Origin of the sequence: Marinobacter sp. W-8 (assembly GCF_044342215.1) — a bacterium.
In the GTDB taxonomy this organism is placed as follows: Bacteria; Pseudomonadota; Gammaproteobacteria; order Pseudomonadales; family Oleiphilaceae; genus Marinobacter; species Marinobacter nauticus.
The window spans coordinates 3,580,271-3,604,696 of sequence record NZ_CP172297.1; the positions used below are offsets into that span (position 1 = coordinate 3,580,271).

The following is a 24,426-nucleotide window of genomic DNA, read 5'->3' on the forward strand; positions in this document are numbered from 1 at the left end:
GCTCCCTGCCTGAGGTCTGGGTCAACTACACAGGATTCTGCCGGTACCGCCAATGCGCCAGGTCAAACCGATGGCCGGTATAGCTGCACCCGGTTGGCTATACCGGATCGACCGTTCGGTTCCCGGCACCCGGCAAGGTCTTCCGTGCCGCAGACCGACTGTTATCAACGGTGTATTCCCGGCTCTTGACGGTATCCACGAAATACCAGTTAGCCAGGGCTTCCTCCTGAGTGAACGTAACCACCATATAACCACGTTGATTGATGTTCAGGTAGTCCAGACCATCCACCAGCAGGCCAATACCCTGCTCTGCATCGGCAATTAGGGCATCAGGCAGTCCCAGATAGTCCTCCAGTCCGGGAGAAGACACCGAGGCAGTGGCAAATTCCACACCCACCTGGTTGCCATTCATATCCTTCAGATTATTGGCCCAGGCGTTATGGGTATCTCCGGCCAGCACCACCAGGTTTTTGTCGAATTGCCGCGCCATGCCCAGAACGACTTCTCTTTCGGCCTGATAGCCGTCCCAGGCATCAAGATTGTAGGGCGCGGCCGTGTTGATTCGGCTCAGTTCCTGCTCAGTGAGTGTGGGGTCGCGCTGCAGGGCTCGGAATTTGATAGTCGCGAGTTCCGCCAGGGCTTGCGGCAGTTCCGAAACGTTTCCCGTGGCAATACCCAGCAACAATTCCGCAGGCAAATCCATACGCCCCATCAACACCTGCTGCCCCAGCACCTGCCATCGCCCGGTCGACGTAGCCAGCTTGTTCTGCAACCACAGCCGCTGCTCTGCTCCCAGCAGTGTCCGGCTTGGATCGGTCACATCGGCCGTGAATTGATCCACGTTCAGTCCGGTTTCGCTGAGATAGTTGAGGTAATCCAGTTGCTGATCGCGCCCGATAACACGGGTGTCCAGCATGTGCAGATCCACCAGATCGCCAAAGCGGAAGCTGCGATAGATGGCCTCGTCGTTGCCTTCGATCACCGGCCGGATTGGCATCCATTCGAAGAAGGCTTGCAGCGCCGCCAGCTTGCGCTGATTAAAGTCGCCTTCAGAATCGTCGTGATTTTCAGCACTGTTACGCCAGGTGTCGTTGGCGACTTCATGGTCGTCCCACACCACAATAAACGGTAGCCGCTGATGTGCCAGCTGCAGGTCCGGATCCTCCCGGTAAATGGCATACCGGCGGCGGTAATCGGCCAGCGTCAGTAACTCCCGGTTATTGTTCTCGGGGAAGGTACGGCCCAACTCCTGAGCGTCTTCCGAGGCATAGCTGTCCGGGTCACTGCTGTACTCATAGATATAGTCACCGAGGTGCACCACAGCATCCAGGTCCGTCTGGTTTGCCACTTCCCGGTAAACGTGGAAGTAACCGGCCGGGTAGTTGGAGCAGGACACCACGGCCAGTCGAACCTGCTCTACCGCCCCTTCCGGCAAGGTAGACGCGGCACCTACGGGTGAGGTGGCACCAGAAGAGCGGAAACGGTAGAAGTAGCGCTGGCCCGGAATCAGACCCTGGGCATCCACCTTGATGGTGAAATCATGGGCTTCGGTGGTTTCTGCGGTTCCTGAGCGCACCACCGAGGCAAATTCCGCGTCGGTGGCGATTTCCCAACCTACTTTTACCTTGCTGCCACGCTCGGGCACGGCCCGGGTCCAGAGGATAACGCTGTCCTGTAGCGGATCGCCACTGGCCACACCATGGGTATAATCAACCCGCCGTTTGTCGTCGCTGTCCAGCACACACCCCGCCAGGCCGGTGGAAATCGCCACCGCCCCCATACCCAGTGCCGATGCTTTCAGAAAATCCCGTCTCGTCAGTCTAGCCATTGTCCACCCCTGTCATGTTCGTCATATGCTTTTTATCGTGTCCGGAAACCAAAACCGGTTGGCCTGAAAAGCTAGACCAGAGATATGAAGAACGCGTTGCCGGATTGCGACAGGGCTGTGGCAAATTCCGACAGGTGCATCGCAAGCAGACGGCAGTCACAAAAAACGGGAGCCGAAGCTCCCGTTATGACAGAGTGAATAACGTGTTTGGCTAGCCGCTGACGAACACCGGCCCGAGCCCCAGATTCCAGAGAATGACCGAACCGACTCGGGTGGATACCAGGATCACCAGTGCCACCGTGAGCAGTGCCCCTCCGTACATGACTGCCCGCTCCTTTTCGATGCCCATGACGATCGGTAAGCCGTCGTACATCAGCCAGGCGCCGTAACAGGCCGCTGCCAGAAACACCACAGCATTGAACCAGGGCACCGGGTACAGCAGCGCAAAACCGGCCAGGAACAGTGGCGTACAGGAATAGGCTGCCAGGGCAATACCGTTAGACGGCACGTGCTCTTCCTTGGCGCCATAGGTTTTCGCCATCCAGTTAATGGCGTACCCGAGGGCGAAGACCCCCACCAGCATGGCGAGGTAGGTCAGAACGCTCATCTGGAGGGCACTGATTTCGGTGAGCTTGATCAGCCGTTCGCTACCGATAGACCAACCAAAATGGGCCGTCGAGATGTAGGCACAGATTGGCGCTATGGCCGCCAGAACGACGACGTACGCCACATAAAGACGAGTTGGATGTTCGTGTTCTTTCTTAATGGATACCCACTCATCTTCCGGGTGGGTGAAGAGACCAAACGCATGGGACAGAAGCATAAACCACCCCCTTTATTGCTGTTGTTGGTATGGGTGGATACGGTGCCCGAACCATTTCGGACTTAAAACCGTTCCTGTTCTTAACTATAGTCAAGAATCAGATTCGGGAAAGCCGGCATTGATTCTCTTTACTTATCAGATCCGGCCTATAAGACCGTTTTGTTCTGAGAACAGGGCGCGCCAGTGAGTCTGGATCGATTTTCTGGCTGCCAACGTAATCATGGAAGTGTCACCAATCCTGGCAAGGAGTAAAAAACGCGATGATCCGTATCAGAACCGCAGTACCCACAGCAATCCTCTCCCTTTTTATGACCAGCACACAGGCGCTTGCAGAAATGCAGACCGAAACCATTGAATACACCGTAGACGGCCAAACCTTCACCGGCTACCTGGCCTGGGACGACGAGTCCGACCAGAAACGCCCCGGCGTGCTGGTGGTACACGAATGGTGGGGCCACAATGACTTTGCCCGGGAGCAGGCGGAAAAGTTGGCAGCCTCCGGCTATACCGCCTTCGCACTGGATATGTATGGCTCAGGCAAACAGGCCGACCACCCGGATACTGCCCAGAAGTTCATGCAGGAGGCAACCAGTAACGTGGAGCAGGTCAAAGCACGCTTCCTGAAAGCCAAGGAACTACTGCAGAACCATGACAGCGTTGATCCAGACCGTATTGCTGCCCAGGGGTATTGCTTCGGTGGTGCCGTGGTCCTGAACATGGCTCGTATGGGCGTGGATCTGGATGGCGTAGTCAGCTACCACGGTGCCTTGGGCAGCCCGCTGCAGGCCGAAGCTGGCGCTGTGAAAGCAAAAGTGCAGGTTTACACAGGCGGCGCAGATGACATGGTTCCCTCGGAACAGGTGGCCGGGCTGGTTCGGGAAATGCAGAATGCCGAAGTGGATCTGACGCTGGTCAGCTTTCCCGGCGTGAAACATTCCTTCACCAATCCCAATGCCGATAAGGTGGCCGAACAGTTCGGCATGCCAATCGCCTATGATGAAGCAGCTGCGCGGCGCTCATGGCAGGGCACCATGCGCTTTTACGAGGAAATTTTCGGAGAATAAACAGGCAACAAAAAAGGCAGCCTCGGCTGCCTTTTTTGGGTTATTGCTGAATCCTCAGGGGATTACAGAGCAACAACGTTCTCCGCCTGAGGACCTTTCTGGCCCTGAGTTACGGTGAACTCGACCTGCTGGCCTTCGGCCAGGGTCTTGAAACCAGAGCCCTGAATGGCGCTGTAGTGAACGAATACGTCCGGGCCGCCTTCACGAGTGATAAAGCCAAAGCCTTTTGCTTCGTTGAAGAACTTAACAGTACCGGTAGTAGTAGACATACTTAAACTTCCTGAAATCAATCATATTATCTGCTGCCACACACTCGTATGGTGCTGGTCAGCGTGTTACGGAAAAACAGAACTCGCGGGATCAAAAACAGGACGGTCACTACTAACTGCGGAGGTACGTCTTATTCATGAACTGCTTTGCTGATTCTTTCCTACGAACCCACTCTACTCTGGAATTTCGGGCTTGCCAAGCGTAATTTCAATAATTTGTGTAGGTAGTGATACCCACAGATTTCACCTCGCCTGTCGGCTTACCCACGCACCAGGGAAAAGGTCAGAAACCCGAGTGCTGTCATCAGGATAGAGCCAACCACGTGGGCCAGAATTCCGACCAGGGCCATGCCCCACTTGCCTTCCTGAAGCGCGGCAAACATCTCCAGCGAGAAGGTCGAGAAGGTGGTCAGGGCGCCACACAAACCTGTCACTGCAAACAGTCGCCATTCCGGCGAAAGCACACTGCTGTGGCTGAAAAACGCCATCAACAGGCCAATCAGCCAGCCACCACTCAAGTTGGCAACCAGCGTGCCCCAGGGAACGGCGTGATAACTGGCGTTAAGCCAGAGCCCAAGACCCCAGCGCAGGTTGGCGCCAATGACGGCGCCAACGCTGACTGCAAGAACCGACCACCACATGCTACCCGGCCACCTCAGGCCGGGTTGTGGTCGATCAGGGTTTCCCGGTTACGGGCAAACTCGTCAAACGGGAAATCATCCACGGTGAGCATTTCCAGCACCACCTCTTCATACTGGCGCATGAAGTCGGCTTCTTCCTTGCTGAATACACCGGCCTCCAGGGCGGCCTCGAAACGCTCCTCGGGATGCAGTGCGGTCATCGGCAGTTCGCCCTTGGCGTAAGCCTTGGTGGCCTTCCGATACAGCTGCTCGGCCTTGTCGTAGTCTTTCAACAAACCGTTATAGCGGGCGACCGGATTCTCCACCGTGCCTTCGCCGTCTGTAGTCCAGGCTCCAGCCATCAGCTTGTTGCGAACCGGAGTATCGGTGGTGATGGAACGGGCCAGCTTGCGCGCCAGATCATCATGGGGCGCATCCCAACGGCATCCCAGCGGCAGGGTAATAGCTCGCAGAGCCAATGCCACCGGTCGGTTCGGCAGGTTCTGGAGAAACTCGTCCAGTGCCAGCTCGGTACGATGCAGGAGATAGGCCAGGCTGTACTGCATCAGTTCTTTCTCGCCATCCACCGGCTGGGTTTCGTGCCAGTTCTTCAGCACCATGGAAGCCAGGTACAGATTCGCCAGCATGTCACCCAGGCGTGCCGAAATCAGCTCGCGCATTTTCAGTTCACCACCCAGGGTTGTCATGGCCGCATCGGCACACAGGCCGAAGGCAGAGCTAAACCGCGCCAGGGCCTGGGCATACTTGCGAGAGGCACTGTCGAATGGCACATCAGCCTTGCCCAGGCCCAACGCCTGCGTAAAGGCCCGGGCAGCATTGCCAAATATCAGCCCGGCATGACCAAAGAACGCCTCATCAAACGCCTTGATATCGTCATTGTCCTTCGCGGCAAGCTCTTTTAGCACATACGGATGACAACGGATGGCACCCTGACCGAAGATCATCAGGCTGCGGGTCATGATATTGGCGCCTTCAACGGTGATCGACACCGCCGCACCACTGTAACCAATGCCCAGGTAGTTGCGGGGTCCAAGGGTTACGGTTTTACCACCGTGCACATCCATGGCATCGGTGAGGATTTCACGCTGAAATTCGGTCAGGTGATACTTGAGGATAGCGGACGGTACCGCCGGCTTCTCGCCCCGATCGATCATGTTAGCGGTGTGATTAACCGCCGCCTGAGCAATGTAGGTTTTAGCCGCAATGCGGGCCAGCGGGGCTTGTACCCCTTCCATCTCCGCCACCGGCGTATTGAACTGGCGGCGAATTCGGGTAAAGCCACCGGCCGTGCCCACAGCATAGGCAGCGGCGCCGGCAGCACCGGACGGCAGGGTGATACAGCGACCCACCGAGAGACACTCAACCAGCATACGCCAGCCCTGGCCCGCCATTTCCTGGCCACCAATAATATAGTCCAGCGGGATGAACACATCCTTGCCCTTGATCGGGCCGTTCATGAACGGGGACCCGATGGGGCAATGGCGCCGGCCGATTTCCATGCCCTCGGTATCACGGGGGATCAGCGCACAGGTAATGCCGTAGTCTTTGGTGTCCCCCAGCAGCCCGTCCGGGTCAAACATCCGGAAGGCCAGCCCGACCACCGTGGCGACTGGCGCCAGCGTAATCCAGCGCTTTTCAAAGTTCAGGCGGATACCCACCACTTCTTTACCATCCACTTCCTGCTTGCAGACGATGCCGGTGTCTGGCAGCGAAGTGGCATCAGAGCCTGCGCGAGGCCCGGTCAGGCCAAAACAGGGGACTTCCCGGCCATCGGCCAGTCTCGGCAGATAATAGTCTTTCTGCTCTTCGGTACCGTACTTCACCAGCAGCTCGCCCGGGCCGAGGGAGTTGGGCACGCCGACTGTGACCATCAGCATTTCGTTGGCAGCCAGCTTCTGCAGCACTGCAGTCTGGGCCTTGGCGGAAAACCCGAGGCCACCGTATTCCTTCGGAATGATCATGCCGAAGAACTTCTCTTTCTTCAGGAAATCCCAGAGTTCCTTGGGCAGATCGGCACGCTCAACCGCCAGATCCCAGGCGTTACACATGGAAATGGCCTGGGTGCACTGGTCGTCGACGAAGGCCTGCTCTTCCTCACTCAAACCGGTGTGACGGTTAATCAGCAGGTTGTGCCAATCCGGGCGACCGGTGAACAGTTCACCATCCCAACCAACGGTACCCGCTTCCAGAGCCACTTTCTCAGTGTCTGACACCTTGGGCGCCACCTTCTTGAACATGGCAAACACCCGCGGGGTCAGCCAGCTCTGCCGGAACTGGGGCAGACCCGCCATTGCGGTAATGGCCGCGCCCGCCAGCAGTACAAAGGCAAGCCAGCCAGAGGCCATAAACAGGGACAGCACACCCACCACAACCATCACGCCAATGGCGGGCTTGGCACCGGATTCCCGGCGCATCACGTACAACAGGCCGGCCAGAGCCACCAAAAAAAGAATCAAAGTCATCTCAGGATCTCTCTGTCTTCCATGGATTGGAGTCTCCGGCCAGTGCCGGAGCCCTTTGACTACACTTCGTTACGTTCAACTTACCCTAACAGATGTCTGTCCGCCAGATAATGACCGGCGTTCAGTCGGTTAGCACCATTACGATGTGACAATCACCCGGATACCTTCCAGGGCCAGAGACGCATGTTCTACGGCACTGCGAGCGGCATCCAGCTGAGTGCGCAGGAAGTCGATTTCTTCGTTGCGGATGGCCGGGTTCACTTTCTGCAGTGCTTCCAGACGCCGAATCTCCGGCATGAAGCTGTCTTCTACCCTCCCCAGCGCCTGTTCGCGAAGCGGCGACAGATGCGGCTCCGCCAGTGTCTCGGCGTGGTCGACCATGGTTTCCACCTCGGCCCGGATTTTCGGCACAATGGCCTGGGCCGTTCGTCGCCGGATATTGGAGCAAAGCTCATTCAGCCGTTCATGGGGCAGAGCCATGGACAGGTCCCGGCCATTCACATCCACCACCAGGCGCAGGGGCGAAACTGGCAGATACCGAGTCAACTGCAGCGATTCAGGCGCCGGACAATGCACCGCGAATACGGCTTCCAGCAGGAGCGTCCCCGGGGGCAGAGCCTTGACCGAGAGATTCGCCAGAGCAGCCTTGCCCAGCCCGGAACTATTCACCGAATCCATCACCCCGGTAACCATCGGGTGCTCCCAGCTCATGAACGCCATATCTTCGCGCTGCAACGCCTGCTGACGATCCCAGGTAACGGTCAGCCCGTCTTCCGGAAGCTCCGCCACCAGACCGGCCTGGAACTGCTCGCCCGGCTTCAGGATATCCGCATGCTCACTGTGGTCTTCCAGATCAACGCCGAGGATATCGAAAGCCTGAATCATGTAATCCCGGACTTCAGCGGCGTTCTCCTCTTCTTCGATCCCGGCGATCAAAGCCTCAGCCTCATCAACACGACAGGAGTTCAGTTCAATCAGCGCATCCCGGCCATTGTGCAATATGTCTTTCAGACGCGCCGTCTCAGACGCACTGGCCGCCACCAGTGGCTCCAACTGGCTTTCGTCTCCGTCCAGGGCCTGCTGCCACTGGTCCTGAACATGTTCCTGAACAGCAACACCGACGGCGCAGCTCTCGGCAAACGCATTCAGCCCTTCCTGGAACCAGCGGTACTGCACCTCCTGACTGGTGCCCTGAAGATAGGGAATGTGGATTCGAATGGCTTCAGTCTGGCCGATCCGGTCCAGGCGACCGATGCGCTGTTCCAGCAGATCCGGATTGGCCGGCAGATCAAACAGCACCAGGTGGTGGGCAAACTGGAAGTTGCGCCCTTCGCTGCCGATTTCCGAACAGATCAGCGCCTGCGCCCCCTGCTCCGTATCAGCAAAATAGGCCGCGGCCCGGTCGCGCTCAATCAGACTAAGGTGTTCGTGGAAGGCTGCACTGCGAATACCGGCCCGTAACTGCAGATAATGCTCAAGCGCCATGGCCGTGCTGGCTTTGGCACAGATCACCACCACCTTGGCCGGGCGCAGGCTGGCCAGTTTCTTCTCCAGCCAGCTCACCCGGGGATCCTGAGCCAGCCAGTCTTCTTCATCCACTGACTGCTCGGGCGCCAGCCCGGTGACACCGTATTGATGGTGTTCATACAGGTCCGGGCACGGCAGGGGTTCCGGTAACGGCTGTCGCTCCGGGAAGCCCTGAATGGCGGCCCGGGTATTCCGGAACAACACTCGCCCGGTGCCGTGACGATCCAGCAACGCATCAATCACCGCCTGGTGGGCATCATTCCGGGCCAGCAATTCGTCCAGCTCATCTCCCAGCCAACCGGCCAGGGCCTGCCGATCGTCTTTTGAGATAGTATCCGGCGCCTGCTGCAGGCGCCGGACCACCTGATTGATCACTTCATAGTGCTGTTCTTCTTCCCGGAAGGTCTCCAGATTGTGGAACCGGGCCGGGTCGAGCAAGCGCAGGCGGGCAAAGTGGCTGGCCACGCCGATCTGTTCCGGTGTTGCGGTCAGCAGCAGCAGGCCCTGGCTGGCACCGGACAACTGCTCAACCACATCGTATTCCGGGCTGGACTGTTCCGGCGACCAGGCCAGGTGATGAGCTTCGTCCACCACCATCAGATCCCAGCCCGCCGCCACCGCGTCTTTGCGGGCCTTCTCGCTGCGCACCAGGAAGTCGAGGCTACACAGCACTAACTGGTCAGATTCAAACGGGTTAACCGCATCGTCATCACCAAAAATATGGTTAACCAGAGCGTCGACATCATCTTCTTCGGCCTTGAGGTCGTCGTACCGGGCCTGATCAATAATGGAAAAGCGCAGATTGAAACGCCGCAGCATTTCCACCAGCCACTGGTGGATCAGTGAATCGGGCACCACAATCAGCGCCCGGCGGGCTCGACCGGTCTGCAGCTGATAATGAAGAATCAGACCTGCCTCAATGGTTTTACCCAGACCAACCTCATCGGCCAGCAGAACCCTGGGAGCATGCCGGCGTGCCACTTCGTGGGCAATATAAAGCTGGTGCGGCAGGTGCTGGGTGCGTGCCCCAATCAGCCCCTGGGCCGGCGACGCCCGCAGACGGTCCATGTGCTGAAGGGTGGCGACTCGAAGCCGGAAGGCACCGTTGCGATCAAACTGGCCGGCAAAGAGGCGCTGATGAGGCGCGGAAAAATTCACAGAGCCCGCCAGCTTAACCTCGGAAATCGGCTGAAGATTCTCACCGTCATCGGCGTGATACACCAGAACGCCATCGAGATCTTCCACTGCGCGCACGGTATAGCGCTCACCGTCAAAGGTCTCTATTTCCTCGCCCTGTTGATACACGATCCGTGACAGGGGCGCATTGTCGATGGCATAGGTGCGTTCCTCATCGGCGGCGGGGAATCCCAGGGTGACTCGGCGACCTGAAATGTCCGTTACGATACCCAGACCCAGGGCAGTATCGCTGTGGCTGACCCAACGCTGGCCGATGATAAATTCCGATGTTTCCAAGAAACCTCCGATGACTGATTACTGAGTGTTTGAACCGTTTTCCCGAACCCAATAGGCCGTTGCACCACACACCGCCGCTGGCACCACAAACAGGTTGAGCACCGGCACCATCGCCGCCAGGGCGACCGGCAGGCCGAACCCGAGAGCCGACAGCCGGGTGTCTCCCAACAGCTTGCGCAGAGCCGGAAAACTGACCTTGTGGTTGTCGGCCGGATAGTCCACATATTGCAGCGCCATCATCCAGCTGTTGAACAGAAACCAGAGCACAGCGGCCACCAGGTTGACCACGGGAATCAGGCCAATAATGAATAAGCCCAGAGCCCTGGGCAGGTAATAGGCAATCTTCTGAACCTCCCGCCAGAGCGCGCGGGGAATGTCCTTGATAATGGCGGACCAGCTATCGTCAGTAGATACTTCCTGACCGGTCAGCTGTTTTTCAGTGAGCTCTGCCAGGTAACCGTAGAAGGGAGAGCCAATCAGGTTGGCCACGATCACAAAGCCATAGGCCAGCATCAGCAGGATCACCACGCCGTACAGCAGCCAGAAAAGCCAATCGAGAGCCTGCAACCAGGCCCAGTCCGGCAACCAGGCCATGGCCGCAGCGATCATGGCGGTGAACAGTTCAGCCAGAAAATAGAACAGCAGACCGAAAAGCAGGATGTTGATGATCAGCGGGATGACAACAAACAACCGGAGGCCTGGCTGGCGAATCAGCCCGAAGCCTTCCCCCAGATAGCCCAGCCCACGAAAAAAGTTACCCTTGAGCATTACTGGTGATCCTCCGCTGCCATGACAATAACGGGGCGCAAAGCATATCATGTCGGAACCATTCCCACAGCCCGCGAGGACTCTCGGATTCCACTATGCCCCGCATCCGTTCCATTATCGTCTCCATTCTGGCCATGCAACGGCTATGGCAGGCAGCGCTGTTTGTTTCCATTGCTGCGATCCTTTACCTGGCAACCACCAGTAACAGTTACCCCATCCCTGCGGCGCCCAATGACAAGATCAATCATCTGATTGCCTTTCTGGAGCTCACCCTGGTGACCCGCCTGGCATGGCCGCGGCTTTCTGTGCTTTGGTATGCCCCCGCCTTGCTGGTTTTCGGCCTGATACTGGAGGTGGTGCAAGCCAACCTGCCGTACCGGGATTTCTCCCTCGCAGATCTGACAGCGGATGCCGTTGGCATCGGGCTTGGCCTGCTGCCTTGGCCGGGACTTCGGCTGGTTCAAGAAACGGATTTGCGAAAATCGCCCGAATCCTTGTGAGATATTTCCTACAAACCTGTAGGAACTCCCTGTGACATCTCGTACGCAGTCTGTAACTCCAGTTACAGACCAAAATCTACATGAATGATTTGTAACAACTTTCCCGTGTTTGGCGAGTTCGGCAGCGCGCTCTGCGTGCATAGTTCACACGTTTGTAAAGCTGGCATTGGTAATATGAACACCGTCAAGGATGACAGGGAAAGGACGACGCACTGGATGCACCCCGGCACGGACTGCGGGGAGAAGCAGGGACACAGGGACGCTTCGCTTAAGGGATAACGAATCGGATCGTCGGCTCGGATGCTGGCACCAGGGAACGGCAGCAAGGAATGGCAACACGGCAGTTGCCCATCGCGCACGGAGGCGCCAACCTGTTCCGAATCTGAACTGCCCCGGACGGCGGTTCAGTACCTGTTCAAGGGCAGCTTGATGGCTGCCCTTTGTTTTTTCTGGTCAGAAGAATTCAGTCTCCGCCGGCCAGATAGATCCTCACCTTGTTGAATTCCTCAAACTCATTCAGGTCCGGCCAGGTTCTGGCTTCGATCACAGCCTTCTGCACATAACCGGGATGTCCAAGGTCCTTGACTCGCGAATCCGCCAGCAGCACCTGGGGCGCGGCTGCTTCGAAGGCCGCCAGTAACGGGCGATTTTCAGGGTCGTACAGAACATCCGCAGCGGTAATCAGATCGACCCTCCCGGGCCGGTTTGCCCAGTCGTCACACAGATCAATCTCCACATTGTTCCGGCGGGCATTGGCGGCCGCGGCATCCAGCGCTGCCGCGTCGATGTCGCAGGCAATGGACCGGGCAGCACCGGCCAGTGCGGAGGCGACAGCCACTACCCCTGAACCGGAGCCAAAATCCAGCACGGTCTTGCCAGCCACCACGTCCGGATGCTGCAGAATCCACCGGGCCAGCACCTGCCCGCTGGCCCAGCAGAACGACCAGTACGCCGGCTCGGCCACCACAGCCTGGGCTTCATCATGGCTCAACGGTCCATCCAGCACCCCCGGGTCAAACAGATACAGCTGGATATCCGGGCAGCCCGCAGGCGCCGAAACCGCCACCCGACCTCGACTCAGGGTTTTCTGAAGATGCCGATTGAGAACATCGGGGCGCATAATTTTCCCTCGCCAGTGCTGAAAGGACGTGGGATTGTACCCTTGTCCGGGATGCCGGGATATCGCCGGTTCGGTATACTGCCGCCTCACCCTGAATCACAGTGATCCGTTGATATGGCCAGCAGACCCGATACCGACGACTACCTCAACCTGTTCCTGAACGATGTGCCGCTGATGGACGTCCGGGCGCCGGTGGAATTTGCCAAAGGTAGCTTCCCGTCTGCAGAAAACGCCCCGCTGATGAACGACGAAGAACGGCACCGGGTGGGTATCTGTTATAAGGAAAAGGGCCAGGACAAGGCCATTGAACTGGGGCACCAGTTGGTCTCCGGCGACATCAAGGCCCAGCGAATTGAAGCCTGGAAGCGCTTTGTGGCACGACACCCGGAGGGGTATCTGTTCTGTTTCCGGGGCGGATTGCGCTCGCGCCTGACCCAGCAGTGGATCAGGGACTCCGGCATCGACTACCCGCTGGTGAAAGGCGGCTACAAGGCCCTGCGTCGCTTCCTCATTGACAGCCTGGAAGCACAGATCGAATCCGGTCAGTTCCGGATTCTCAGCGGCCGCACCGGTACTGGCAAGACCCGGGTACTGATGCAACTGCCCAATCCGGTCGATCTGGAGGGCCTGGCGAATCACCGGGGCTCCAGCTTTGGCCGGCAGGTAACTCCCCAACCCTCCCAGATCGACTTCGAGAACCGACTGGCGGTGGCCATGCTCAAGGCCAGGCACCAGGTGGGAGGGCCAATCTACCTTGAAGACGAAAGCCGCCTGATCGGCCGTTGCGCCCTTCCGGAAACCCTTCGGGCCAGGATGTCGGAATCGCCCCTGCTGATTCTGGAACAGGCTATGGAAGAGCGCATTGCCATCATCCGGGCCGACTACGTTGAAGATATGCTGGCCAGTTACCGGGCCCGGGACGGTGAAGACGCCGGCTGGCTGAACTTCCGGGACTACCTCTTGAGCGCCATCGACCGCATTCGCAAACGCCTGGGCGGCGAGCGTTATCAGAAACTCCGCAATCTGATGCTACAGGCTCTGGATCAGCAGGAAGCCAATGGCTCCCTGGAAGGACACCACGGCTGGATTGAAGCCCTGCTGACCGACTACTACGACCCCATGTACGACTACCAGCTTACCCAGAAACAGGGCCGGATCCTGGTGCGGGGCGGCCCCGATGAAATCACGGCATATGCCAGAGAGCATCACAATCCGTATAACTAACCGCTGCGTAGCAACATTTTCTGACGCTGACATTTAATATGTCTGCTATATACCCTTTGTCAGATAAATATTGCGCTGGCAATCATTTGTCGGTTTTTAGCCACCTCAGAAAATACTAACGATCAAGGAGCTTCTATATGGAAGACATCATCAATAACGGACAAGCGTCTGAATGGATTGACCAGGGCATCGCCCTGGTTATGGCCTACGCCCCGAAAGTAGTACTGGCCATCATCACCCTCATTGTCGGCCTGTGGCTGATCAATCGCTTTGTCGGCGTGCTGGACAACAAACTGGGCAAGAAAGACCCCACCCTCAACAAGTTCCTGTGCGGTTTGATTAGCGCCGTGCTCAAGATCATGCTGCTGATTTCGGCCGCCTCCATGATCGGCATTGCCACCACGTCGTTCATCGCGGTTATCGGTGCCGCCGGTCTGGCTATTGGCTTGGCGCTGCAAGGCAGTCTCGCCAACTTTGCCGGTGGTGTACTGATCCTGATCTTCAAGCCCTTCAAGGTGGGCGACACCATTGAGGCCCAGGGTTACCTCGGTGCGGTCGCCGAAATCCAGATTCTTTACACCGTGGTAAACACCTTCGATAACCGTCGAATTGTGATCCCCAACGGCAGCCTGTCCAACGCAACACTGGTTAACGTGAGCATCTACGACAAACGCCGCTGCGACATGACCTTCGGCATTCACTATGACGACGACATCGACAAGGCCAAAGCCATTCTTCAACGCCTGTTTGACGAAGATGAGCGTTCACTGAAAGACCCGGCACCGCGAATTTGTGTTGGTGCCCTCGGTGACAGCTCTGTTGACCTCATATTCCGTGCCTGGGTTGCGACTGACGACCTCTGGCCATACTACTGGGACATGCAGGAGAAAGTGAAAAAGGCCTTTGACGCAGAGGGCATTACCATTCCGTTCCCTCAGCGCGATGTACACATGTACAAGGCCGAATGACGCGAACGGTTACACACAAATACAGATGGATACTCGCAAACAGCTCAACCTGGGCTAAGCTGACGGTAAGAAGGGGCACCAGCCCCTCTTGCCATCGGGGCCAGGCCCGGGAAGGCGGATGGCTCCACAACACCGACCATGCTGTCAGGAGGTTGTGACTATGCCGGTGAAGCAGTTAACAGAGTTCCTCGACGGGGCAGGTGTGGAATACATGTGCCTCTCCCATCCCCCTGCCTTCACGGCCCAGCAGCTGGCTCACCACGTCAAGATCGCCGGCGACCGGGTTGTCAAAACCGTCATCATCGAACTCGATGGCAAAATGGCCATGCTGGTGATGCCCGCCACCTGGCGCGTGCGCTGGGACAGACTGAGCAAGATTCTGGACACCGACTTTGTCGACCTGGCCGACGAACAGGCCTTTCGGGATCGCTTCCCCGATTGCGAAGTGGGCGCCATGCCACCATTTGGCAACCTCTTTGGCATGAGCGTTTACTGTGCCGAGGCTCTGACCGAACAGCCGGAACTGGCCTTTGCCGCCGGCAGCCACACCGAGTCGATCCACATGAACACCCGGGACTTCCTGAATCTGGTACAACCCATGGTCATCAACCAGGGCTTCACCCGTCCGGGCGCCCGCAAACCGGCCTGGCTGGTCCGCAACCCGCGCCGCTCCGGCAACCGGGAGGAGACAGCGGCCACCTCCATGGCCGGCTACTGATCCACCCGGGATTGACCCCGGTCGCTTGTCTGCAGCACGGCATCGCGTAAACTGAGGCCAGCAGACAGGAACCGGATATGACACAGACCTTTGACACCATCATCGTAGGCGCCGGCATGGTCGGCGCCGCACTTGCGACCGGGCTGGGCCAACAGGGCATCCGCGTGGCGCTGATCGACCAAGCTTCCCCCGCCCCTTATCAGGCAGACAGCCACCCGGATATCCGGGTATCTGCCCTCAGCGCCGGCAGCGAACGCTATCTGGCCAGCCTGGGTGCCTGGCCACGAATACTGGCCATGCGCGCTACCCCATATTGCCGCCTGGCGGTCTGGGACGAGACACCAAATCCGCTCAAACGACTGGTGCCCCGAAGCCTGACCGAGGTGGAATTCGACGCCAACAGCCTGAGCGCGCCACATCTTGGCCATATCGTTGAAAACAGCATTACCCAACTGGCTCTGTGGCAAACCGCCGAAACGGAACCTGATGTCACCCTGATCACAGGCCACAGCGTTCGGGATCTGACCCAGGGCGCGGAGTACGCCACGGTGACTCTGGATGATGGCAGCCAGGTGCAGGCCCAGCTGGTGGTCGGTGCCGATGGCGCTATGTCCCGGGTGCGGGAGCTGGCGGGTATCGGTGTTACCCGGGATCAGTATGAGCAGCAGGCCATGGTGATTTCGGTGCGCTATCGAGGCGGCGTGGAAGACATTACCTGGCAGGGCTTCTACCCTTCAGGCCCCCGGGCCTTCCTGCCCCTGCACAGCGCTGGTGAACAATACCCCGGAGAAAGCTGGGGCTCCCTCGTGTGGTACGACCACCCGGCCCGGCTGAACGAACTCAAGGCCATGGAAGAACAGCGCCTGATGGCCGAGATCCAGCAGAATTTCCCCGAACGGCTACCGGAACTGACCCACATTGACGCCAGGGCCAGCTTTCCCATCGCCCGCCAACATGCCAAACACTATTACCAGAACCGGGTAGTGCTGGCAGGCGACGCCGCCCATACCATCAACCCGCTGGCCGGCCAGGGCGTCAATCTGGGCTTCCAGGATGCCCAGTGTCTGCAGGGCGTGCTGAAAGAAGCCCGGCGCGGTAGCGAAGACCTGGCCAGCGAGCACTGGCTCAAACGCTATGAACAGCGACGGCGGCCCGCAAACCAGCGGATGATGCTGACCATGGATCTGTTCTACCACCTGTTCAGCAACGCCATTCCGCCCGTACACCTGGCCCGCAATCTCGGGCTTGGCGCCGCCCGGGCGCTGCCGTTCGCACGCAATCGCGTGGCCCGCTACGCCATGGGCCTGGATGAACAGTTACCCGCGCCCATTCAACAAATCGTTAATCGCCTGCCCGGCCTGGGTGGCCTATAGTGGCGTACGCGCATTTACTCGACACAAGGAGCCGTTATGTCTGAAACCATCTTCACCAAGATCATCAACCGGGAAATTCCCGCCGACGTTGTGTATGAAGACGACATCAGCCTGGCGTTCAAGGACATCAACCCCCAGGCCCCGGTGCACCTGCTGATCATTCCGAAGAAAGCCATTGCCACCATCAATGACATTGAGGAAGACGACCGGGAGCTGGTCGGCCATCTTTACTGGGTGGCGGCAAAGCTGGCCAAAGACATGGGCTTTGCCGACGATGGCTACCGGGTAGTGATGAACTGCGGTGAGAATTCCGGCCAGACCGTATTCCACATTCACCTGCACCTGCTCGCCGGCAAGCCTCTGGGCTGGCCGCCGTACACCGACAAGATGAAACAGGCCTGAACGGAACAGGGCTGTCGATGGCAGCCCTGTAATCGCGGTTATTTAAGGCATTGGTCAGCGACTGACCACCCGTTCCGCTTCCTCCATCGGGGTATGGCGAACGTCTTCGCCCTTGACCATGAAGATCACGTTCTCGGCAATGTTGCAGGCATGATCGCCCACCCTTTCCAGAGCACGAAGCACCCACATCACTGACATGCAGCGGGAAATATTGCGGGTATCTTCCATCATGAAGGTCAGCAGGGTGCGGGCAGCAGCCTGGTACTCTTCATCCACTCGCTTGTCCTCTTTCATGATCCGCAGTGCCTGCTCGGAATCCAGCCGGGCAAAGGCATCCAGTGCATCATGCAGCATGGTCAGCACATGGTTGCCAATGTGACGGATTTCGACGTAACCGCGGGGCGCCTGACCTTCCTCCACCAGCTTGATGGCCATTTTGGCAATCTTTTTGGCTTCGTCTCCAACCCGCTCCAGATCCGCCACCATCTTGATCACAGAAATCACCAGGCGCAGGTCCCGGGCAGTGGGCTGACGACGGGCGATGATCAGGGTGGCCTCTTCGTCCAGATCCACTTCCATTTTATCGACTTTCTTGTCGTTGGCGCGCACTTCCTCCGCCAGGTGGCTATCGCCATCAACCAGGGCCTGCACTGCCCTTTCGACCTGGGTTTCCACCATTCCACCCATCTTGAGGAACTGGGTCTTCAGCTCCATCAGTTCATCATTGAACTTGTGGGAAATGTGATCCCCGTAAACGTCGTCCTTTTTATTAGGCATAGTGTCTGTCTCCGTTATCCCCGAACATGCATCAGCCGAAACGGCCGGTAATGTATGACTCCGTCAGCTCATGTTCCGGAGAGGTGAATACTTTGTCGGTTTCGTTCACTTCCACCAGGTGGCCAAGGTGGAAGTAGGCGGTGCGATGGGACACCCGGGCCGCCTGCTGCATGGAGTGGGTCACAATGACAATGGTATAGCTCTCGGACAGCTCCGCAATCAGCTCCTCAACCTTGGCCGTGGCAATCGGGTCGAGTGCGGAACAGGGTTCGTCCATCAACACCACCTCCGGGCTCACGGCAATCGCGCGGGCAATACACAGCCGCTGCTGCTGGCCACCGGACATCCCGGTGGCGGTGGCATCCAGACGGTCTTTTACTTCGTTCCAGAGCCCCGCCTTGCGCAGGCTGTTCTCCACAATGTCATCCAGATCGGACTTGCGATTGGCCAGGCCGTGGATGCGTGGGCCATACGCCACGTTATCGTAGATCGACTTGGGAAACGGGTTCGGCTTCTGGAACACCATGCCCACTCGGGCACGCAACTCCACCACATCCCGCTTGGAATCGTAGATGTCCTGCTCGTCCAGCTGCAGCGAGCCCTTGACTCGACAGATGTCGATGCTGTCGTTCATGCGGTTCAGGCAACGCAGGAAGGTGGACTTGCCACAGCCCGACGGCCCGATAAACGCAATCACCTCGTTACGGGCAATATCCAGGCTGATGTTCTTGATGGCCCGGTCTTCACCGTAGAAAACCTCGACGTTGCGCAACTTGAACTTGGGATCGTCGGCAAACGGCGTTCCGACCGTTTTACCCTCTTCAATCACTGTCTCTGCCGGTCGTTCGTCCTGCACCGGAATGGCCTTCTCTTCGGGCACATCTGCCTCACTGGTTACCGTTGTATTCAGGATATTCATAAAACTCCTCCTCACCACCGGCGCTCAAGACGCTTACGAAGCCAGATGGCCAATGCATTCATTCCAATCAGGAAAGTCAGCAGCACCATGATGGCTGCAGACGCTCGTTCGATAAAGGCAAGCTCCGGGCTGCCGGCCCACAGGAACACCTGTACAGGCAATACCGTGGCGGAATCGAAGAAACCATCGGGCACATCCACGATAAAGGCCACCATGCCAATCAACAGCAAGGGTGCAGTTTCTCCCAGCGCCTGGGCCATGCCGATGATGGAACCGGTCAGCATGCCAGGCATGGCCAGCGGCAGCACATGGTGCAACACCACCTGCATTTTGGAGGCACCGATGCCCTCGGCCGCCTCACGGATGGAAGGCGGCACACTCTTGATCGCCGCACGGCTGGAAATAATGATAGTGGGCAGGGTCATCAGGGTCAGTACCAGACCACCCACCACCGGCACCGAACGCGGCATGCCGAACAGGTTGATGAACACCGCCAGACCCAGCAGACCGAAGATGATCGAGGGTACCGCCGCCAGGTTGTTGATGTTGACCTCAATGAAGTCCGTCAGTTTGTTTTGGGGCGCGAACTCCTCCAGATAGATGGCCGCAGCCACCCCGATCGGGAACGACAGCGCCAGAGTCACAACCATGGTCAGCAAAGAGCCAACAATCGCCCCGAGAATGCCGGCACGGGACGGATCCCGGGAATCGCCCCGGCTGAAAAACACGTCATTGAATCCGGTATCCACCACGCCGCGCTCGTACAATGCATCTACCCACGCCTGCTGCTTCTCATTCAGCTTGATGGAGTAGTTCTCATCCCCGGCATGTTTGACGTACACATCCACATCGGTATGGGACAGGAAGGTCATGGTCTGGGTGGTATTAAGCAACTCCGGGTTTTCCCGAAGTGCATCCCGCAGCTGATTGGAGGCATAGGGGTTGATCAGATCTCGGACATCTTCCCTGTCCGACTCCCCGGCTTCCGGGATTTCTTTCATCAAGGCGCGGATCAAGGGCTCGACAAAGTCGGCCATTTTCATCTGGCGTTCGTCGGACGCGTCGTCCAGATACATGGCCTCACCGTCGATATCCACCTCCAGGGTAACGGTGGTTTTGATAAAGGCGGTATGGCCCTTGCCAATAATATCGGCAAAAAGGATCACCAGAGCCGACAGGGCAATGGCGATGGCAGCGATACCATAGGCACGGAAGCGGCGTTCCTTGCGGTAACGGCGCTTGAGTGACTGGCGGACAAGTTCCGCCTGTGAACGTTGATCAGTCATACTGTTCCCGATATTTGCGGACAATTTTCAGAGCAATAACGTTAAGCAGGAGCGTGGCCAGGAACAGCATCGCACCCAGGGCGAAGGCGGCCAGAGTTTTGGCGCTGTCGAACTCCTGGTCACCGGTCAGCAGGGTGACAATCTGCACGGTTACAGTGGTCACCGATTCCAGCGGGTTAGCGGTCAGATTCGCCGCCAGGCCTGCAGCCATCACCACAATCATCGTTTCACCAATGGCCCGGGATACCGCCAGCAGTATCCCGCCCATGATCCCGGGCAGCGCCGCCGGGAAGATAACCTTCTTCATGGTCTCGGACTGGGTCGCGCCCAGCGCCAGTGAACCGTCCCTGAGTGTTTGCGGCACGGCGTTGATAACGTCGTCGGAAAGAGAAGACACGAAAGGAATAATCATGATGCCCATCACCCCGCCGGCTGCCAGAGCACTTTGGGAAGACGCATTGATACCGAGAGAAGCCGCGAAATCACTGATAAACGGCGCCACCGTCAGGGCGGCAAAAAAGCCGTAAACCACGGTCGGAATACCCGCCAGCATTTCCAGCAGCGGCTTGAAAATACCCCGTACCCGCTTGTTGGCATATTCAGAAAGATAGATAGCGGACAACAGTCCTACCGGGACCGCAACCACCATGGCAATGGCAGAGATCAGCAGCGTGCCTGTGAACAGGGGCACCATTCCGAAGGCGCCTTCGGCCGCCACTTGGTCTGCCCGCAAGGCGGTCTGGGGGCTCCATTGGGTGCCGAAGAAAAACTCAAAGAAGGAAATCTTCTGGAAGAAACGGAAGGTTTCAAAAGCCACCGAAAAGACAATGCCAACCGTGGTCAGGATCGCCAGCGCAGCGCATGCGAAAAAGATCCACTTCAGAGTGGTCTCAACCTGGCTCCGGGCGTTCAGCTTCGGGCTGATCCGGATCCAGCCCAGAAAGCCTGCCAGCACCGTAACGGCCACCACCAAAACCGACATGTAGAGCCGACTTTGTGCACGCAACGCCTGCAACCGTTCGGCCGCCTCAGCAATCGGAGCCTCGACAAAGCCCGGAGGCAGGGCGCCACTGGCCACGTTGCTGATTTTGCTGAGCAGCAGACTGGCTTGCCCTGCCCCTTCCGGCACCAGGTCTGGTGGCAGGGAGCCGATCACCAGCAACTGAATGACTTTACCCTGAAATGCCGCCCACAGTGCCAGCACAATCAATGCCGGAATGCCGCACCAGAGCGCAGCGCGGGCACCGTAATAGAACGGCAGGGATTTGAGATGCCGGATACCACCCATGGGCATGGCCAATGAGCGGGAGCGGGCATATCCAAGACCATAAGCCACCACCACGAAGGCGATGACCAATAGCATGAGGTTAGCCGGTTGCATGAAAATTCCTGTTTGACACGTTTAGCAGGTCACAAGTGTAAAGCGTTAAAAATCAATTCGCACTTTCAACTATCTTACGTGCGAAAGGGTGCGGCCCTTCAGAGCCGCACCCTTTCGCTCAGTACTCGCGGTAAACCGCGTTTACATCAGCTCATCTTTGGTCAGGTTAGGCATCTTCTCAGCCTTGTCCTGCAGATCCATCAGCGCATCGCGCGGCGGAACAATCAGACCAACACTTTTCAGGTAGCCATTCGGGCCCATGGCGCCAGCGCCGGTGAACTCCTGAGCGTATTCCTGGATACCGGGAACCACACCCACGTGGGCTTTTTTCACGTAGAAGAACAGTGAACGGGCAACCGGATACTCATCGGCAGCAATACCTTCGGCGGTCGGAACCTTGCCGTTCAGGGTAGCGGCCTGCAGACGATCAGCATTCTCTTCCAGGAAGCTGTAACCGAAGACGCCGTACATGCCGGTATCACCAATCAGCTTCTGGACGATCAGGTTGTCATTCTCACCCGCTTCGATGAAAGCGCCGTCTTCGCGAATGCTCTGACACACACCTTCCATGTCATCTTCACTCATGTTGGCAACCGCAGGCAGGTCTTCACAGCCGCCCTGCAGAGCCAGCTCGTTGAAGGAGTCACGGGTACCGGAAGTCGGAGGCGGACCCATCACACGGATCGGCTTGTTCGGCAGGCTGGAATCGATGTCGCTCCAGTTCTTGTAGGGGTTGGCGATCAGCTCATTCTCGTTTTTCGGGTTGGGTACTTCTTTACCCAGCGCCAGGAACAGCTGCTCCAGAGTTACTTCAAGATTTTCGGCTTCTTTGGAGCTGGCGATCACGATGCCGTCAGAACCAATGCGGAACTCGGTGATGTCCTTCACGCCATTGCTCTGGCACAGATCAAACTCGGACGGTTTCATACGACGGGAAGCGTTGGTGATGTCCGGGTGCTGGGTGCCTACGCCCTGACAGAACAGCTTCAGGCCGCCACCGGAACCAGTGGATTCCAGCTTGGGTGTCGGGAAATCGGTGTTGGCGCCAAAACGCTCGGCTACCACAGTAGCGAACGGATACACGGTGGAAGAGCCCACGATGCTGATGGTGTCGCGGGCCATGGCCGGTGCAGACAGGGCGGCAACAGAGCCGGCCAGCGCAACGGTTGCAAGTGCTTTGTTCAGTTTCATCACGTCGAGTCTCCATTATTTACTTTGGACGTTGTGTCGGATGTGCTTTACCGATGACTGCATCCTAGGGGCACTCTGTGACAACTTTGTTACAGCTTTTGAAATATAGCTGTCATTGTTCAAATTTTCTTGCAGCCCCGCGCCAGCCCGTTACCATGCACAGAAAACAACTCACAAGCTGTACAGGCGATCCTGATGACTGCGTACGATGATGACAAACCGGCCCCCCGGGGCGAGATGATGCTGCAGGTGGTGCCACTGCCATCAGACACCAATGCCAACGGCGACGTCTTCGCCGGCTGGCTGGTCAAACAGATGGATATTGCGGCAGCGACCATGGCCGGTCGCATTTCCCAGGGCCGCAACGCCACGGTCGCGATGGACAGGATGGAGTTTCTGTCTCCGCTGCGGGTGGGCTCCCAGGTGGGTTGCTATTGTGAATTGGTGGATATCGGCCGCAGCTCCATGAAAATCAACGTGGAAGTCTGGACGCTGGACCGCGCCTCCAAGACACCCCGCAAGGTGACTGAAGGCCTGTTTGTGTACGTGGCCATTGATGAACACGGGCGCATCCGGGAAGTCCCGGAGCAGAATCACTAAGCCCGCGCCATCAGCTGCTGAATCAGCGCCTGGTACTTCGGGGCCAGTTCTGACGTCCGCCAGCCTCGGGGCGGGTTAGGCTCCGGTGGTTGCTTTAACAGCAGCACCAGCCGTTCAGCCGCCGCCAGGGCTTCGCCGCCGGGATCGGATTCCATGCTGCTGTATCGACAGTCTTCCCGCACATATTCCCGGTAGGCCAGGCGATCTGGCGCCAGCGGCAAGCACCCCGATGCCATGGCCTCCAGCATCGCCAGGCCCTGAAAATCGTGCAGGGCGGTCGACACCACGATATCGGCGCTGCGCAGCAGCCGGTCGTAGTCTTCCCGATGCGCCAGAAAGCCCCAGTGTTCAATCCGGCCGGCAAATTGCCGGTAAATCCGGTCAAAGGCTTGCGGGCGGCTGCGGAAACCTTCACCCACCACACTGATGCGATAGTCCAGCTTGCGCTGCTCCAGCTGTTCCAGCAGGCCGAACAACCGGTCGGGCCCCTTGTCGTATTCCCAGCGATGATTCCATAACAGATGCGGCCGTTCCCGGTTCACGGACCGTGGCTGCTCGATAAACAACCGGTCTTCAATCGGCACCGGCAGCACCGAAGACCTTTCCCTGAGCGTTTCTATCACCCCGCAAGGCACCGCATCCGGCATTTTGTTCAGAAAGCCTTCAACGCCTTGCAGAAAGCTGTCCCGGTTCCAGGCACTGTTGAAGACCACCGCATCGGCCGCCAGCGCGCTGTAGAGATTGACCATTTGCGGCTCTACCCGGCCCCGCTGCTGATCGCTGACCGGAAAGGCGAACTGGTTTTCATGCATATAAAGCAGGCACGGCGTGTTTGCCAGCGAGGGGTGCAACCCGCGCAATGTGGCCAGGTCAACCATGGAGGTGGCAATGACCAGGTCCCAGGATTCTTCCAGGCAGGGCTGATCCAGCCAGCTCACCGGATTACCTCGAATCCGCCACTGGAAGAACCTGGGCGGAAGCGCCAGCGTCTGCCAATGATAATCGGGCAGCATGGCGACCAATTGCTCGCGCCAGCGCTGATGACTGGCAGCATCATAAGCGGACAATAACAGAATGCGTTGGGTCATGACGGTCCAAAGCAGAAGGTCGAC

22 protein-coding genes are annotated in these 24,426 nt (G+C 58.1%); 8 read left to right on the top strand and 14 right to left on the bottom strand.

Annotated elements, in window-relative coordinates:
- Positions 1 to 97: 97 nt before the first annotated feature.
- Complete coding sequence (locus tag ACF8YQ_RS16700; RefSeq protein ID WP_396622051.1) at positions 98 to 1,828, bottom strand: alkaline phosphatase D family protein; 1,731 nt, start codon at positions 1,826 to 1,828, stop codon at positions 98 to 100.
- Between the two features lie 211 nt (positions 1,829 to 2,039).
- Complete coding sequence (locus tag ACF8YQ_RS16705; protein WP_011787018.1) at positions 2,040 to 2,651, bottom strand: Yip1 family protein; 612 nt, start codon at positions 2,649 to 2,651, stop codon at positions 2,040 to 2,042.
- A gap of 260 nt (positions 2,652 to 2,911) precedes the next feature.
- Between ACF8YQ_RS16705 and ACF8YQ_RS16710 the strand changes: the two genes are divergently transcribed.
- Complete coding sequence (locus tag ACF8YQ_RS16710; RefSeq protein ID WP_396622052.1) at positions 2,912 to 3,715, top strand: dienelactone hydrolase family protein; 804 nt, start codon at positions 2,912 to 2,914, stop codon at positions 3,713 to 3,715.
- 62 nt (positions 3,716 to 3,777) lie between these two features.
- Here ACF8YQ_RS16710 and ACF8YQ_RS16715 read toward each other — a convergent pair whose 3' ends face one another.
- The 5 genes from ACF8YQ_RS16715 to cysZ all read right to left on the bottom strand — a co-directional run bounded on the left by ACF8YQ_RS16715 (position 3,778) and on the right by cysZ (position 10,855).
- A complete protein-coding gene (locus ACF8YQ_RS16715; RefSeq protein WP_008172950.1) occupies positions 3,778 to 3,984 on the bottom strand; it encodes a cold-shock protein in 207 nt (68 codons plus the stop codon).
- 260 nt (positions 3,985 to 4,244) lie between these two features.
- Positions 4,245 to 4,625: a fluoride efflux transporter CrcB gene (crcB, locus tag ACF8YQ_RS16720; protein WP_141067373.1), complete on the bottom strand. Its 381-nt coding sequence runs from the start codon at positions 4,623 to 4,625 to the stop codon at positions 4,245 to 4,247.
- Between the two features lie 14 nt (positions 4,626 to 4,639).
- Positions 4,640 to 7,087: an acyl-CoA dehydrogenase gene (locus ACF8YQ_RS16725; protein ID WP_396622053.1), complete on the bottom strand. Its 2,448-nt coding sequence runs from the start codon at positions 7,085 to 7,087 to the stop codon at positions 4,640 to 4,642.
- Between the two features lie 138 nt (positions 7,088 to 7,225).
- Complete coding sequence (gene rapA / locus ACF8YQ_RS16730) at positions 7,226 to 10,087, bottom strand: RNA polymerase-associated protein RapA (RefSeq protein WP_396622054.1); 2,862 nt, start codon at positions 10,085 to 10,087, stop codon at positions 7,226 to 7,228.
- A gap of 18 nt (positions 10,088 to 10,105) precedes the next feature.
- Complete coding sequence (gene cysZ / locus ACF8YQ_RS16735) at positions 10,106 to 10,855, bottom strand: sulfate transporter CysZ (protein ID WP_011787023.1); 750 nt, start codon at positions 10,853 to 10,855, stop codon at positions 10,106 to 10,108.
- A 95-nt stretch (positions 10,856 to 10,950) separates the two neighbouring features.
- Between cysZ and ACF8YQ_RS16740 the strand changes: the two genes are divergently transcribed.
- Positions 10,951 to 11,355: a teicoplanin resistance protein VanZ gene (locus ACF8YQ_RS16740; RefSeq protein ID WP_023012078.1), complete on the top strand. Its 405-nt coding sequence runs from the start codon at positions 10,951 to 10,953 to the stop codon at positions 11,353 to 11,355.
- Between the two features lie 463 nt (positions 11,356 to 11,818).
- Here ACF8YQ_RS16740 and ACF8YQ_RS16745 read toward each other — a convergent pair whose 3' ends face one another.
- Positions 11,819 to 12,475: a 50S ribosomal protein L11 methyltransferase gene (locus tag ACF8YQ_RS16745; protein WP_396622055.1), complete on the bottom strand. Its 657-nt coding sequence runs from the start codon at positions 12,473 to 12,475 to the stop codon at positions 11,819 to 11,821.
- Between the two features lie 114 nt (positions 12,476 to 12,589).
- On the opposite strand from ACF8YQ_RS16745, the gene mnmH reads away from it, so the two are divergent.
- The 5 genes from mnmH to ACF8YQ_RS16770 all read left to right on the top strand — a co-directional run bounded on the left by mnmH (position 12,590) and on the right by ACF8YQ_RS16770 (position 17,160).
- Complete coding sequence (gene mnmH, locus ACF8YQ_RS16750; RefSeq protein ID WP_396622056.1) at positions 12,590 to 13,699, top strand: tRNA 2-selenouridine(34) synthase MnmH; 1,110 nt, start codon at positions 12,590 to 12,592, stop codon at positions 13,697 to 13,699.
- Between the two features lie 137 nt (positions 13,700 to 13,836).
- Positions 13,837 to 14,667 (top strand): mechanosensitive ion channel family protein, encoded by an 831-nt coding sequence (locus tag ACF8YQ_RS16755; RefSeq protein ID WP_396622057.1) that lies wholly within the window; start codon positions 13,837 to 13,839, stop codon positions 14,665 to 14,667.
- A 160-nt stretch (positions 14,668 to 14,827) separates the two neighbouring features.
- On the top strand, positions 14,828 to 15,385 hold the full coding sequence (locus ACF8YQ_RS16760; RefSeq protein WP_396622058.1) for an aminoacyl-tRNA deacylase: 558 nt from the start codon (positions 14,828 to 14,830) through the stop codon (positions 15,383 to 15,385).
- Between the two features lie 77 nt (positions 15,386 to 15,462).
- Positions 15,463 to 16,758 carry an FAD-dependent monooxygenase gene (locus tag ACF8YQ_RS16765; protein ID WP_396622059.1) on the top strand — a complete coding sequence of 432 codons (1,296 nt, stop codon included), beginning with the start codon at positions 15,463 to 15,465 and terminating at the stop codon, positions 16,756 to 16,758.
- Positions 16,759 to 16,794: 36 nt separating this feature from the next.
- The gene (locus ACF8YQ_RS16770) at positions 16,795 to 17,160 is read left to right on the top strand and encodes a histidine triad nucleotide-binding protein (RefSeq protein ID WP_396622060.1); all 366 of its coding nucleotides are present in this window, start codon (positions 16,795 to 16,797) and stop codon (positions 17,158 to 17,160) included.
- A 54-nt stretch (positions 17,161 to 17,214) separates the two neighbouring features.
- On the opposite strand, the gene phoU is transcribed toward ACF8YQ_RS16770, so the two are convergent.
- The 5 genes from phoU to ACF8YQ_RS16795 all read right to left on the bottom strand — a co-directional run bounded on the left by phoU (position 17,215) and on the right by ACF8YQ_RS16795 (position 22,717).
- Positions 17,215 to 17,937, bottom strand: a complete 723-nt coding sequence (phoU, locus tag ACF8YQ_RS16775) for a phosphate signaling complex protein PhoU (RefSeq protein WP_226596055.1) — start codon at positions 17,935 to 17,937, stop codon at positions 17,215 to 17,217.
- Between the two features lie 31 nt (positions 17,938 to 17,968).
- Positions 17,969 to 18,856: a phosphate ABC transporter ATP-binding protein PstB gene (pstB, locus tag ACF8YQ_RS16780; RefSeq protein WP_396622061.1), complete on the bottom strand. Its 888-nt coding sequence runs from the start codon at positions 18,854 to 18,856 to the stop codon at positions 17,969 to 17,971.
- A gap of 11 nt (positions 18,857 to 18,867) precedes the next feature.
- Entirely contained in the window at positions 18,868 to 20,142 is a 1,275-nt protein-coding gene (gene pstA / locus ACF8YQ_RS16785) for a phosphate ABC transporter permease PstA (RefSeq protein ID WP_396622062.1), read from the bottom strand.
- Complete coding sequence (pstC, locus tag ACF8YQ_RS16790; protein WP_396622063.1) at positions 20,135 to 21,523, bottom strand: phosphate ABC transporter permease subunit PstC; 1,389 nt, start codon at positions 21,521 to 21,523, stop codon at positions 20,135 to 20,137. Before pstC ends, pstA begins: the two co-directional genes overlap by 8 nt.
- A 141-nt stretch (positions 21,524 to 21,664) precedes the next feature.
- Positions 21,665 to 22,717 (bottom strand): substrate-binding domain-containing protein, encoded by a 1,053-nt coding sequence (locus tag ACF8YQ_RS16795; RefSeq protein WP_396622064.1) that lies wholly within the window; start codon positions 22,715 to 22,717, stop codon positions 21,665 to 21,667.
- A gap of 192 nt (positions 22,718 to 22,909) precedes the next feature.
- Here ACF8YQ_RS16795 and ACF8YQ_RS16800 point away from each other — a divergent pair, with 192 nt between their 5' ends.
- Positions 22,910 to 23,314 carry an acyl-CoA thioesterase gene (locus tag ACF8YQ_RS16800; protein ID WP_011787037.1) on the top strand — a complete coding sequence of 135 codons (405 nt, stop codon included), beginning with the start codon at positions 22,910 to 22,912 and terminating at the stop codon, positions 23,312 to 23,314.
- Here ACF8YQ_RS16800 and ACF8YQ_RS16805 read toward each other — a convergent pair.
- Positions 23,311 to 24,402 (bottom strand): DUF3524 domain-containing protein, encoded by a 1,092-nt coding sequence (locus ACF8YQ_RS16805; protein ID WP_396622065.1) that lies wholly within the window; start codon positions 24,400 to 24,402, stop codon positions 23,311 to 23,313. The two genes, ACF8YQ_RS16800 and ACF8YQ_RS16805, sit on opposite strands and share 4 nt — an antisense overlap.
- Between the last annotated feature and the right edge of the window lie 24 nt (positions 24,403 to 24,426).

Excerpts from the sequence above, each read along its gene's own strand:
- ACF8YQ_RS16700 (WP_396622051.1), bottom strand. The coding sequence starts at position 1,828 with ATGGCTAGACTGACGAGACGGGATTTTCTGAAAGCATCGGCACTGGGT.
- ACF8YQ_RS16705 (WP_011787018.1), bottom strand. The coding sequence starts at position 2,651 with ATGCTTCTGTCCCATGCGTTTGGTCTCTTCACCCACCCGGAAGATGAG.
- ACF8YQ_RS16710 (WP_396622052.1), top strand. The coding sequence starts at position 2,912 with ATGATCCGTATCAGAACCGCAGTACCCACAGCAATCCTCTCCCTTTTT.
- ACF8YQ_RS16715 (WP_008172950.1), bottom strand. The coding sequence starts at position 3,984 with ATGTCTACTACTACCGGTACTGTTAAGTTCTTCAACGAAGCAAAAGGC.
- crcB (WP_141067373.1), bottom strand. The coding sequence starts at position 4,625 with ATGTGGTGGTCGGTTCTTGCAGTCAGCGTTGGCGCCGTCATTGGCGCC.
- ACF8YQ_RS16725 (WP_396622053.1), bottom strand. The coding sequence starts at position 7,087 with ATGACTTTGATTCTTTTTTTGGTGGCTCTGGCCGGCCTGTTGTACGTG.
- cysZ (WP_011787023.1), bottom strand. The coding sequence starts at position 10,855 with ATGCTCAAGGGTAACTTTTTTCGTGGGCTGGGCTATCTGGGGGAAGGC.
- ACF8YQ_RS16740 (WP_023012078.1), top strand. The coding sequence starts at position 10,951 with ATGCCCCGCATCCGTTCCATTATCGTCTCCATTCTGGCCATGCAACGG.
- ACF8YQ_RS16745 (WP_396622055.1), bottom strand. The coding sequence starts at position 12,475 with ATGCGCCCCGATGTTCTCAATCGGCATCTTCAGAAAACCCTGAGTCGA.
- mnmH (WP_396622056.1), top strand. The coding sequence starts at position 12,590 with ATGGCCAGCAGACCCGATACCGACGACTACCTCAACCTGTTCCTGAAC.
- ACF8YQ_RS16755 (WP_396622057.1), top strand. The coding sequence starts at position 13,837 with ATGGAAGACATCATCAATAACGGACAAGCGTCTGAATGGATTGACCAG.
- ACF8YQ_RS16760 (WP_396622058.1), top strand. The coding sequence starts at position 14,828 with ATGCCGGTGAAGCAGTTAACAGAGTTCCTCGACGGGGCAGGTGTGGAA.
- ACF8YQ_RS16765 (WP_396622059.1), top strand. The coding sequence starts at position 15,463 with ATGACACAGACCTTTGACACCATCATCGTAGGCGCCGGCATGGTCGGC.
- ACF8YQ_RS16770 (WP_396622060.1), top strand. The coding sequence starts at position 16,795 with ATGTCTGAAACCATCTTCACCAAGATCATCAACCGGGAAATTCCCGCC.
- phoU (WP_226596055.1), bottom strand. The coding sequence starts at position 17,937 with ATGCCTAATAAAAAGGACGACGTTTACGGGGATCACATTTCCCACAAG.
- pstB (WP_396622061.1), bottom strand. The coding sequence starts at position 18,856 with ATGAATATCCTGAATACAACGGTAACCAGTGAGGCAGATGTGCCCGAA.
- pstA (WP_396622062.1), bottom strand. The coding sequence starts at position 20,142 with ATGACTGATCAACGTTCACAGGCGGAACTTGTCCGCCAGTCACTCAAG.
- pstC (WP_396622063.1), bottom strand. The coding sequence starts at position 21,523 with ATGCAACCGGCTAACCTCATGCTATTGGTCATCGCCTTCGTGGTGGTG.
- ACF8YQ_RS16800 (WP_011787037.1), top strand. The coding sequence starts at position 22,910 with ATGACTGCGTACGATGATGACAAACCGGCCCCCCGGGGCGAGATGATG.
- ACF8YQ_RS16805 (WP_396622065.1), bottom strand. The coding sequence starts at position 24,402 with ATGACCCAACGCATTCTGTTATTGTCCGCTTATGATGCTGCCAGTCAT.